The sequence below is a fragment of the Pseudomonadota bacterium genome (assembly GCA_018823135.1).
GTDB lineage: Bacteria > Desulfobacterota > Desulfobulbia > Desulfobulbales > CALZHT01 > JAHJJF01.
In genome coordinates, this window is sequence record JAHJJF010000043.1 from 45,728 (window position 1) to 57,115 (window position 11,388).

The 11,388-nt window shown below is 47.5% G+C and carries 10 protein-coding genes; 7 read left to right on the forward strand and 3 right to left on the reverse strand.

The genetic code is table 11. The annotated features are described in order from the left end of the window. Positions 1-28 precede the first annotated feature (28 nt). The 5 genes from KKE17_03995 (at position 29) to KKE17_04015 (ending at position 6,949) form a co-directional block, all read left to right on the forward strand. Complete coding sequence (locus tag KKE17_03995; protein MBU1709147.1) at positions 29-2,638, forward strand: MMPL family transporter; 2,610 nt, start codon at positions 29-31, stop codon at positions 2,636-2,638. A gap of 65 nt (positions 2,639-2,703) precedes the next feature. Then, positions 2,704-3,501, forward strand: coding sequence for an outer membrane lipoprotein-sorting protein (locus KKE17_04000; GenBank protein MBU1709148.1), 798 nt, complete (start codon positions 2,704-2,706; stop codon positions 3,499-3,501). A 6-nt stretch (positions 3,502-3,507) separates the two neighbouring features. Further along, positions 3,508-4,797: a hypothetical protein gene (locus KKE17_04005; protein MBU1709149.1), complete on the forward strand. Its 1,290-nt coding sequence runs from the start codon at positions 3,508-3,510 to the stop codon at positions 4,795-4,797. A 71-nt stretch (positions 4,798-4,868) separates the two neighbouring features. Beyond that, positions 4,869-5,093 carry a DUF2892 domain-containing protein gene (locus tag KKE17_04010; GenBank protein MBU1709150.1) on the forward strand — a complete coding sequence of 75 codons (225 nt, stop codon included), beginning with the start codon at positions 4,869-4,871 and terminating at the stop codon, positions 5,091-5,093. Positions 5,094-5,224: 131 nt separating this feature from the next. After that, a complete protein-coding gene (locus KKE17_04015) occupies positions 5,225-6,949 on the forward strand; it encodes a bifunctional sulfate adenylyltransferase/adenylylsulfate kinase (GenBank protein ID MBU1709151.1) in 1,725 nt (574 codons plus the stop codon). Between the two features lie 154 nt (positions 6,950-7,103). On the opposite strand, the gene bioD is transcribed toward KKE17_04015, so the two are convergent. Together bioD and KKE17_04025 are read right to left on the reverse strand one after the other, a co-directional pair. Continuing rightward, positions 7,104-7,820, reverse strand: a complete 717-nt coding sequence (gene bioD, locus KKE17_04020; protein MBU1709152.1) for a dethiobiotin synthase — start codon at positions 7,818-7,820, stop codon at positions 7,104-7,106. Between the two features lie 219 nt (positions 7,821-8,039). Next, positions 8,040-9,509: an alpha/beta fold hydrolase gene (locus KKE17_04025; GenBank protein ID MBU1709153.1), complete on the reverse strand. Its 1,470-nt coding sequence runs from the start codon at positions 9,507-9,509 to the stop codon at positions 8,040-8,042. A 297-nt stretch (positions 9,510-9,806) separates the two neighbouring features. On the opposite strand from KKE17_04025, the gene KKE17_04030 reads away from it, so the two are divergent. Beyond that, positions 9,807-10,556, forward strand: coding sequence for a choice-of-anchor N protein (locus tag KKE17_04030; GenBank protein MBU1709154.1), 750 nt, complete (start codon positions 9,807-9,809; stop codon positions 10,554-10,556). A 102-nt stretch (positions 10,557-10,658) separates the two neighbouring features. Further along, the gene (locus tag KKE17_04035) at positions 10,659-11,081 is read left to right on the forward strand and encodes a hypothetical protein (GenBank protein MBU1709155.1); all 423 of its coding nucleotides are present in this window, start codon (positions 10,659-10,661) and stop codon (positions 11,079-11,081) included. A gap of 15 nt (positions 11,082-11,096) precedes the next feature. On the opposite strand, the gene KKE17_04040 is transcribed toward KKE17_04035, so the two are convergent. Then, on the reverse strand, positions 11,097-11,388 hold a 292-nt coding region (locus tag KKE17_04040; protein ID MBU1709156.1), incomplete at its 5' end, for a sigma-54-dependent Fis family transcriptional regulator.

An 11,388-nucleotide genomic window follows, 5' to 3' on the forward strand; every position in this document is an offset into this window, starting at 1 on the left:
ACAACTGTTCTCACTGGAGAGAATAAAAATGGCTCCCTCAAAATTCATCGGTTTTTCAATGAAAAGGCCGAAAACGGTCACCGTCATAATGATCCTGGCAACCTTGCTTCTGGGATCTTTAATCAGCACAGTGCATGTTGACACCGACCCGGAAAACATGCTTTCCAAAGAGGAAGCGGTCCGCGTCTTTCACAACAAAGTCAAACAGGAATTCTCTCTCCATGATGTAGTGGTTGTCGGTATTGTCAACGAAGAACATCCTGACGGGGTATTCAACCCGGCCACCCTGAAAAACATCCAGAGCCTGACGGAATATTCACTGAACCTTTCTTCTGAAAAAGATCCGCAAAAAAGGGTTGTCACCCAAAATGTCATTGCTCCGGGAACCGTCGACAACATTGAGCAGGCAGGGATGGGCCAGGTCCGCTTCGAATGGCTGATGAAAGAAGCCCCGACCTCTCGCGAAGGCGCCCTTGCAATCAGAGACAATGCGATGTCCAATCCTTTACTCAAAGGCACTCTGGTCTCTGAAGACGGCAAGGCTCTCTGTATATATCTGCCGATTACTGCAAAAGATTTTGCCTATGAACTTCGAACCCTGCTCCTTGATAATATTAGAACATTAGACACCTCGAACGGCGATAAATTTTACATTACCGGTCTTCCTGTTGCCGAAGACACCTTTGGAGTTGAAATGTTTATCCAGATGGCGGTATCCGCGCCCCTGGCCATGCTTGCCATCTTTATCCTCATGTTTATTTTCTTCAAAAAAATCAACATGATCATTTCTCCGCTGATCATCGCCATGGTCTCGGTAATTGCAACCATGGGGCTATTAATCGGCGCGGGAAACACGCTTCATATCATGAGTTCCATGATCCCTATTTTCCTGATGCCCATTGCTGTTGTTGACAGTATCCATATACTTTCGGAATTTTTTGACAGATATCCGTCAATCGGGGACCGGCGAAAAACTCTTGAACATGTCATGGACCAACTGTTCATGCCCATGTTCTATACTTCCCTCACCTCTGCGGCAGGTTTTTTGTCCCTTGCCCTTACCCCGATTCCGCCGGTGCAGGTATTCGGCATTTTTGTCGCTTTCGGAATCATGCTCGCATGGCTGTTAACGATTATTTTTGTTCCGGCATACATAATGATGCTGAAGGAGGAAAGCCTTTCCGGATTTGGCGCAGCCGTGCATGGCAATAAAAACGTCCATAGCGGGTTTCTGTCAAGACACCTGCGCTGGCTCGGCAAACTCACCTATAATCAATCCAAACTTATCTTGGCCGCCACATTGATGATTCTTATCGTTGCCGCCTGGGGAATCACCAAAATAAACATCAATGACAACCCGGTAAAATGGTTCAAAAAAGACCACCCCATCCGCGTAGCAGACAAGGTCCTCAACCATCATTTCGGCGGCACCTATGAGGCCTATCTGGTGCTTACCGGCCAAGGAAGAGACATGAGTGTTTCAGAAACAGCGGCACTCATAAACGAACAAATTAACAACGTCATTCCTGGCGGCGAAAACAGTCCGATCAGGGAAGACGCCGCTTTATCCCTTGATGAGATGCAAAAAACCAGCGGAACCCCCGAAGAATTGTTCAGGAAACTGACCGGGAATTTCGAAGAAAAAATGAATGCTGCAAATGACGCCGACTACGAGGTCTGGGGGAATATTCTTGACTCAGTTGCACAGGTAAAAAACCGTGGCCAGATTTTCAAACAACCGGAAATGCTGCGTTATATCGAAAAACTGCAAGCATCGCTCGTGGAATCAGGCGCTGTGGGCAAAAGCAACTCTGTCGCCGATGTGGTCAAAAAGGTTTACCAGGAATTATACGAAGCAAATCCGGAATATTATCGTATCCCTGACACCAGCAATGCCGTTGCCCAGAGTTTGATCTCTTTTCAGAACAGCCACAAACCCGACGATCTCTGGCATCTTGTCACCCCTGATTATACAAAGGCAAATATCTGGGTACAGCTTAAAAGCGGCGACAATCAGGACATGGAAAAAGTTATCATCAAAATGGACGTTTTTTTTAAAGAAAATCCTCCTCCCATGGAAATCGAATATCAATGGGCCGGACTCACATACCTGAACGTCGTATGGCAGGATAAAATGGTCAATGGCATGCTGAAGTCATTTATGAGCAGCTTTGTCGTGGTCTTCATAATGATGGCTTTTCTTTTCCGTTCCCCGCTCTGGGGCCTGCTTGCCATGGTTCCGCTTTCCGTCACCATCGCGTTTATTTACGGAATTATCGGCATTATTGGAAAAGACTATGACATGCCGGTTGCGGTGCTTTCGTCGCTTACTCTGGGGCTGGCGGTTGACTTTGCAATCCATTTCCTTGAACGATCAAGGATGGTTTATAAAAAAACCGGCTCATGGAAAGCTGCAATCGAGGAGATGTTTGAAGAACCTGCCCGGGCGATCACCAGGAATGTAATCGTCATCGCCATCGGTTTCACCCCGCTCCTTGCGGCGCCGCTGGTTCCATACCAAACCGTTGGGGTTTTCCTGGCCAGCATAATGGCGGTGTCCGGTGTTGCCACGATGATCATCCTGCCCGCTCTGGTGGCGACATTTGAACCCTGGCTGTTTAAAAAAAGTAACAAGTGACAAAATTTAACCACGAAGATCTCCGCGATCACCGATTTTCTTGAAAACGTTAGAGGAGTTTAATCATGAAAAAGATAGCCGCTATAATACTGGGAATTATCCTTTCAGCAGCCCTGTTATCCTCCCAGGGATTTGCAGAACAAGCCCTTTCTGTTGATGAAATCGTCAACAGAGCAAACCTTGCCGCATATTACGCCGGGAATGACGGACGTTCGGAAGTATCAATGACGATTACCGACTCCCAGGGAAGAATTAGAAACCGCGAATTCGTCATCCTCAGACGAGATGTCGCAGATGGCGGCGACCAGCAATTCTATGTCTATTTCCAGAAACCCAGCGATGTCCGGAAAATGGTCTTCATGGTCCACAAACATATAGACAAGGACGACGACCGCTGGTTGTATCTACCGGCCCTCGACCTGGTAAAACGCATTGCTGCCGCGGACAAGCGAACCAGTTTTGTCGGCTCCCATTTTTTATACGAAGATGTATCCGGGCGATCGGCAACCGAAGACAACCACGAACTCATCGAAACCACAGACTCCTCATATGTTCTTAAAAATATCCCCAAAGATCTGAAAAGCGTAGAATTCAGTTCTTATACCGTCTGGATAGATAAAAAAACTTTTCTGCCGATGAAAGCCGAATACTTTGACAGCAACAACAAAAAATACCGCACCGTTGAAGCGCTCAAAACCGATACTATTCAGGGTCTCCCCACGGTTCTTTCTTCACGGGTGCAGGATCTGAATTCAGGCGGGAACACGGTTACGGAGTTCACCAAAATACAATATGATATCGGCCTGGCCGACAACATCTTCACGGAACGCTATCTCCGGCGCGCGCCCAGAGAAGTGAGATAACGGATCATGTATTATCGCCAAAACACATTAGTAGTCCTGACTGCCCTTTTATTCTTCATGCCCTTGCCGGTATTCGCGATGGGCGTGTCAACGGCACAGGACTATCTGTCTGATAAATATCAGATAGATTTCAATGGTTTTATCGAGGCCCGGGCCGGCGGCAGAATAGACAACACTGTCGATGAAAAGGATGCATCAATCGCCGAAACGCGTCTGCAGCTGGATTTCGGGAAAAATGCCACATGGGGAACCCTGAAATTGAAAGGCGATATTCTGGGCGATCTTGTAACCGAAGAGCTGACTGCTGAACTCCGGGAACTCAATGTTGTCTCCTCTCCCTTTGATACAGTGGATATCAAGGCAGGACGTCAGGTGCTTACCTGGGGAACCGGCGACCTGCTGTTTATCAATGACCTTTTCCCAAAAGACTGGGAGTCCTTCTTCATCGGCCGGGATGACGAGTATCTTAAAGCGCCCAGTGATGCGATCAAAACCAGCCTGTTTCTTGACGCCTTCAACCTTGACTTGGTTTATGTTCCGGTCTTTAACGGCTCTAAATATATCGATGGATCGCGCATTTCTTACTGGAACTCGATGCAGAGCAGAATTGCCGGACGCGACTTCATCTTTACCGACCAGGAAAGAAACCACTTTTCCCGGGACAGCGAATATGCCCTGCGGCTCTCGAAAAACCTCAATGGCACCGAACTTGCCCTTTATTTCTACAACGGCTTCTGGAATACTCCTGAGGGCGTTGATCCCCTTGCCATGGAACTCATCTATCCGCGCCTTTCCGTCTACGGTGCAAGCGCCAGGAAAGCCATATTGGGCGGAATCGGCAATACCGAAATCGGCTATTACGATTCACGACAGGACCCCGGCGGCGACGACCCGTTGATCCGCAACAGTGAAATCCGTTTTCTTGCCGGCTATGAAAGGGAGATTGCCAGAAACTTTTCCGGTGGCTTGCAGTATTATCTCGAGTACATGGAGGATTACGCGCAATATGAAAGCAGCATGCCGGCCGGTGCCCGGAAAAAAGATGAATACCGCCATTTAATCACCCTGCGCCTCACCAAACTGCTGATGAACCAGAATCTGCGCTTATCGGTTTTCACCTACTTTTCCCCATCTGACGAGGATGCCTATATTCGCCCCAAAGCAAATTATAAGCTTAACGATAACTGGTCAATCGAAGCCGGTGGCAACCTGTTCCGGGGAAAAAACGATCATACCTTCTGGGGACAGTTTGAGGACAACACCAATATCTATGCCGGGACCCGCCTGAGTTTTTAAGCACAACTCCCTATACTCTTTACCGTTTACTCGTCACTCATCACTATTTACTGACTTTAAAGGAGCTCAACATGATTGTTAACGACTGGATCCATTCTATTGCCGGATCATTTATTCTCATAAGCCTGGCCCTTGGCACCTGGGTCCATCCCTACTGGTATTTTTTCACAGCGTTTGTTGGTGCAAATCTTCTCCAATTCGGCTTTACAAAATTCTGCCCCATGGGCATCATCCTAAAAAAACTCGGCATACCTGAAACAAAATCTTCCTGCTGTGCATCCCCGAAAAACACCTGATCGGATATTTCAAAAAACGACACAGATCTGGGGGAGCAAAACATTTGATTACAACCTGGCCATTCTTTGTTAATTTGAGCTTTGAACCTTCTTTTTTGTAAAATACCCCCACCTCAAATTGGGAAACAAACATGCCGGACCAAAACACTCCCCTGAAGTCGGCCGACTACTCCGAAAGCCTGCTGGTTCATTTCAGACGCATCGAAAGCCTCCGCCAGGAAGCCCTGTCTTTTCCGGCAATCGACCTGAACCACCGCCAGCTCTGCGACCTGGAAATGCTGTTGAACCGAGCTTTTTATCCCCTTAGAGGCTTCATGAATAAAGGGGATTACGAAAATGTGCTTGCAAACATGCGCCTCGCCGATGGCACCCTCTGGCCCATGCCCATTTGCCTTGATATTGATGAAAAAACAGCCACGTCAATAAAGCCCGGCCAACAACTGGCGCTGAACGACCAGGAAGGATTCATGCTGGCGGTTCTCACCGTTGAAAGCATCTGGAGACCTGACAAAAAACTCGAGGCTGAAGCTGTTTTCGAAACCGATGATCCGGACAAACATTCCGGAGTCAGAAATCTTCTGGAGCAGACCGAATCCTGGTATGTGGGCGGCAGTCTGGAGGGACTCCATCTCCCCCTGCATTTTGATTTCAAGGAACTCCGCCTCACTCCTTCTGAAACGCACCGTTTCTTTTCACAAAGCGGCTGGCGGCAGGTTGTCGGCTTTCATACGGATAAATATCTTCATTGCGCTCACAAGGAAATGATCCTGCGCGCCGCCCGCGAAGCCGGGGCAAATATCCTCCTGCAACCGGTTGTCGGTTTGGGCCATCCAGGAAATCTTGATCATTATACCCATGTCCGTTGCTACCAGGAAATTGCCAAACAATTCCCCAAAAACATGATCCTTCTGGGCTTGCTTCCCCTGGCCAGCCGCATGGCCGGCCCCCGTGAAGCCCTCTGGCATGCAATAATCAAAAGAAACTATGGTTGCAGCCATATCATTATTGCCGAGGACCACGGCGATCCCAACGCCAACAACAAGAGCAACGGCCCCTTGTATACACGAGGATCGGCTCAGGAGCTTGTAAAGAAGTATGAGGAAGAAACCGGCATCATCATGGTGCCGCTCAGAAACATGGTCTATGTTGAGGATAAGGCCCAGTATGTCCTGGAGGATGAGGTACAGGAAGGCATGACCGTAAAGAATATCACCTCAACCGAACTCAAGCGCCGCCTGGAAAACGGCCTTGAGATTCCTGAATGGTTTTCTTTCCCCGGAGTGGTAAAAGAGCTGCGCTACGCCTTTCCGCCCCGCTCCAAACAGGGTTTTACAATCTTTATCACCGGCCTGTCCGGTGCAGGAAAGTCCACTATTGCCAAGGCCTTGATGGTGAAATTCCTGGAAATGCGCGATCGCCCGGTTACTCTGCTTGACGGCGATATTGTCAGAAAAAATCTTTCCAGCGAGCTCAACTTCTCCAAAGAACACCGGAATCTCAACATCACCAGAATCGGTTTCGTGGCAAGCGAAATCACCAAGAACGGCGGCATCGCCCTCTGTGCGCCCATCGCGCCCTATGAGGAATCACGACAGATAAGCCGGAAGATGATCAGCCAGTACGGCGGCTACATTGAAGTGTTCATGTCAACCCCCATGGAAGTCTGCGAGCAGCGCGACAGAAAAGGCCTTTACGCAAAAGCCCGGGCCGGAAAAATCAAGGGAGTCACCGGAGTCTCCGATCCGTATATCCCGCCCTCAAATCCTGAAATCACCATCGACACCTCGACAATGACCCCGGCCGAGGCAACCCAGGAAGTCCTGCTGTATCTTGAAGAACAGGGGTATATAAAATAGTGCTGAGTGCTGAGTGCTGAGTGCTGAGTGCTGAGTGCTGAGTGTTGAGTGCTGAGTGCTGAGTGCTGAGTGCTGAGTGCTGAGTGCTGAGTGAGGGGTGAGGGGTGAGGGGTGAGGGGTGAGGAAAAGTATTTTGACCGCGTGAGAAAGTCAATCAGCCTTGAGCTTTCAGCTCCTTCACAATTCTTTCCCCAATTGGCCTGAAGAATCCATAGGCATCATCAAGATTTTCACACCAGGGTATTCTTCCGAAGACTTTCACATCCCCTATTTCAACAATACTCCGCATATTATCTTCCACCAGGTGTTCATTTTCATCCGGCGAGGAATCGGAAAGAATCACTCCGGTTATGGGAATGTCCCTGTTTCGTAGTGCTTCAAGGGTCAACAGGGTGTGGTTCAACGTTCCAAGGCCGCTTCTGGCCACAACAAGTGTCCGGAACTTACACCCTGAGATAAGATCGGCAAGGAGCAGATCGCGCCGTAACGGCACAAGCACACCACCGACGCCCTCAAGGAGGACAATCTCGTACTTTAACGCCAAACTCCTGGTGCAGTCTATAAGTACCGCAGAATCAATGGCCCGTTTATCTGTTTCCGCAGCAAGATGCGGCGAAGCAGGCAGGGAGAACCTGTATGGTGAGAGTTCGTCAAGATTGATTGATTCTTTATTAATCCCGGCAAAATCAAGACACCGGAACAGATCTCCAGAAATCTCGGCACTTCCGGTGCTCACCCATTTCTGATAGCAGGCATCAATGCCTTTTTCCCGGAAAAACCGCAGCAGCAAGGCGCAAACAAAGGTCTTTCCCACATCCGTGTCCGTGCCGGTGATGAATATAACGTTATGTGTTTTGTTAATCGTATTCATTCGTTACCAAAAAACATCTGCTCAAAGCTGAAAGCTCAAGGTTCAAGAAAAAAACGAACTTGTGAAACGAGATGTGTTAATTTCCTTTCCGCTTTGACCTTTCAACTTCCATCTGTTCGCTTTCAGCTCTGCCCCTTGACCTTTAAGCTGTCCTTTCCAGCTTTTGCCTTTCAGCCTTGAGCTTTGAGCCATCTGTCATCAGCCTTCAGCTAAAACCTTTCACCTTCTCGCCACAATATAAATAATCTCATAACTCATACAATACCCCCCATACTGCTCTGTAAACCATGCATCAAGAGCAGCCAGCCTTTTTCTTGTCAGAACCAGAGGCGCCGACGCCTGCCAGCCGCCGGTTCCGGTCATTTTAATATGGGCCATGAGATCCAGAAACGAACTGTATTGCTTCCTGACAAATTCACTTTCAACTGATACGGTCTGGAAATGTGGCTCAAAAAAAATTTCCAGTTCGTTCTTTCCGTGAAATTTCCTGGCCGGTAGATCAACATCGCGATTCATAATTGCTGAAAGCCCCTTGCTCACTTCCTCAAGGGATCGAGGTCCAAAAAAAGAGCCGGTAAAGCTGCCGCCCGGTTGCAGAATCCTGCTGATGCCTTCTACTGCCTGCCTGGTATCATCGAACCACTGCATGGTGGCATTGGAGGTTACAAAATCAAACTTTTTTCCTGTCTGCCTCAGGAAACGCTCCCCGTCCTCGCAGAGAAACTTGACGCGCGCCTTGCCGGAACATTTCTTTCGAGCTTGAGCAATCATCGCTTCTGAAAAATCAAGCCCGGTAATATCTGCCACAGGAAATTTTTCTGCCAGCATCAATGTATAATTTCCAGTACCGCAGCCGATTTCCAAAACCGTCTTAACAGTGGACGATTGTTGAAACTTTGTGTTCAATTGAAGAGCAACATCATTCTGGACCCGGGAATATAAATCATAGGTGCCAGCCGCTTTGGAAAATCCTGCCTTGATTTTTTCTTTTTTGGATGAAGGAGACACAGAAAGAAGTTTGCTAAACTGCTCTGCCAAAAAAACCGGATGCCCGCAATGTTCAACGATCTCAGTGCGACATCCTGGAAAGCCCGGCATCTGTTCAACCGGGGCGATGATATCCTTTTTGCCATGGAGCAGAATCGTCTCGACCCCCTGCACAGGAATAACTTCATCTTTATGGAGATAATCCATCCCCATGGCAAGGAGTTCTGGGTCAATCTTCGCCAGAAGCTTTTCTTGATGAATAGTTTGAAATTTCCTGTAAGCGTCCTTATGACCTAAAAAACATTTCCGGTAAAATGATCTCAGAAAAACCTGATAGTCTTCAGCAAGTCCGGCCTTGATATCCTCAACCTCCTGGAGCGGCCAACTTTTTCGCAATGACAACAAAATAAGTTTTGAAACCCTTTCAGGATAAACCTTGGCAAAATCAAGGGCAAGATTCGCGCCCATGGACCAGCCTGCAAGAATAATGCGGTCAATCTTCTCTGAATCGAGAAATTCCTGCAGATCGCTCACGAAACTCGTCGGATCAACAAAAATTTCCGGGTGATAAAAAGAATTTTCCTGACCGGCAAGGCCCACACTTTCGAACGTAAAGCCCCAGCCCGGGATAAAAAAAACCGGAAGGCCCGAAAAATTTTCAGGCCCTGTTCGACTGAATTTATGTTGCACAGTTTCTTTCATTAGAATATTAAATTTCTGTTGTTTTCCCCAAGGCATGGGGAGAAGATTTCCATCTTTGACAAAGTACGTTTTCCGGGAATCCGGTCCGGATTCCCGGAAATAATCAGGGTGATTCACCCCATCCTCTGCGTCTCCGCCCCTAAGCAAAAGTGTAACATGTTGATATAACTTTTAAAAAAAAGATTACACACCTCGTCGTTTATTGGTGCAACTTTTGCATCAGATTATCATTGAAATATATTCATTTCTCATTATCTATACTTTACTTCACCTTAAAATTTAATCAGGAAAAGCATCATGTTAGAAAAAAAATTCAGTAAAATAATCGCCATCCTTTTTGTTTTGACATTAGGGACACTGCCTGTTTCTCCTAAAGCAGAGGCAGTCCCGCTCTTACAAATCTACATGGAAGGCGCAACATATGACTCTTCAACCGAATCATGGACCATAGACTCCGCTGACCCGTTCAAACTCTGGGTTATAGGGAATACTGGCGGTTCAGAAAACAAGGGTCCTCTTTCTGGCGTGAAACTCTCCGCTGCGGTCCTTACTTCAGAGTTAGCCACCGGATCTATTTCATTATCTTCAACAACGACAAGCGTGGTGACAGATCCCTCAATCCCTGTTGCCCCGAACCTGAATACATCAGACCCCTATGACAATGACGGCAAAATTCCACTTGACTCCCGTGGCAAAGCCTTACCGAGCCATGGAGAATTGGGCAAAGCAGGGGTGAGCTTTTTTGAATGGAGTCTCGGCGACCTGACTTTAACAGATTCACCTGTTGGAGACTTCATCGGTGGCTTCCCATCAACTTTTCCAGCCACCGGGCAAATTAATGTGTATACCGTGACCATCGCTGGATTTTCAAGGGTCCACTTCGACGCCTATGGTTTTTATAATCTAGGGAAGAAAAACAATGAAAACATCGTGGCTCCTTTTTCCCATGATGCAGAAAGCCATGACGTTCCCGAACCAGGCACGCTGTTTCTTTTCGGCACCGGACTTGTCGGCCTTGCGTTAATCGGCAAGCAGAAGAAAAAATAAATATTTGTATTTGTATCCTGCCCCTTGCATGGTATTGTTTAACTTCACTTCTTACTAAACAAACCCCTGCAAGGGGTAGGTGTTTTACCCCGATTTTCTCTCATGAAAAAAATACTTCTCATCCCGCTATTCATTTTTTTTTCCATTTCCTCATGCGGGGGCGGCGGGGGAGATGATCCTTCAAGCCCAGTAAAAACCTTAACCATAACTTTCACCTATGACTTGACTATGGTGCCAAACCTTACCGGTTTCCGTTTTTATAGTGATTCAAACAAGCTCCTTTTATATAGCGATAGAAACAACACCATATCACTGGACACAGCAAATTTTCCATCCCACTTCGATATCGATTACTACAAAAACCGGACTGACCAGCAAAAACCCATAGAGCTGAAAATACCCATGTCAGCTTTCACAAATCCTGTAATCGCAAAAGATTTAAGTTTTGTCATGACCGCCTATGTAAAATACAGTGATAACACCGAGGATGAGAGTGCTTTCTCATCCCCTCTAACTATTCAGTAACCCCCCGGATCAGACTCAACCTGCCAAACCAAATCGCTTCATCTTCTTGTATAATCCCTGCCGGGTAATTCCGAGTACTGCCGCCGCCTGAACCTTGTTTCCCTTTGAATCCTCAAGTGCTTTTTTTATCTCTTGTATTTCAAGGGCGGAAATTTGTTCCGGTAATGTCCCGGACGTCTCCTTTTCGCTCTGTAGTTGCGGACTCGCCCCCTTAACTTCATCAGAACAGCGTTCAACCGTGATCGGTTTTCCCTCAGGTGTAAGGGCAACCAGTCGCTCTATTTCCCTTTGCAATTGCCGGATATTC

What these genes read in the sequence shown, in the direction of transcription:
- KKE17_03995 (MBU1709147.1), top strand. Translation starts at nt 29, where the DNA reads ATGGCTCCCTCAAAATTCATCGGTTTTTCAATGAAAAGGCCGAAAACG.
- KKE17_04000 (MBU1709148.1), top strand. Translation starts at nt 2,704, where the DNA reads ATGAAAAAGATAGCCGCTATAATACTGGGAATTATCCTTTCAGCAGCC.
- KKE17_04005 (MBU1709149.1), top strand. Translation starts at nt 3,508, where the DNA reads ATGTATTATCGCCAAAACACATTAGTAGTCCTGACTGCCCTTTTATTC.
- KKE17_04010 (MBU1709150.1), top strand. Translation starts at nt 4,869, where the DNA reads ATGATTGTTAACGACTGGATCCATTCTATTGCCGGATCATTTATTCTC.
- KKE17_04015 (MBU1709151.1), top strand. Translation starts at nt 5,225, where the DNA reads ATGCCGGACCAAAACACTCCCCTGAAGTCGGCCGACTACTCCGAAAGC.
- bioD (MBU1709152.1), bottom strand. Translation starts at nt 7,820, where the DNA reads ATGAATACGATTAACAAAACACATAACGTTATATTCATCACCGGCACG.
- KKE17_04025 (MBU1709153.1), bottom strand. Translation starts at nt 9,509, where the DNA reads ATGAAAGAAACTGTGCAACATAAATTCAGTCGAACAGGGCCTGAAAAT.
- KKE17_04030 (MBU1709154.1), top strand. Translation starts at nt 9,807, where the DNA reads ATGTTAGAAAAAAAATTCAGTAAAATAATCGCCATCCTTTTTGTTTTG.
- KKE17_04035 (MBU1709155.1), top strand. Translation starts at nt 10,659, where the DNA reads ATGAAAAAAATACTTCTCATCCCGCTATTCATTTTTTTTTCCATTTCC.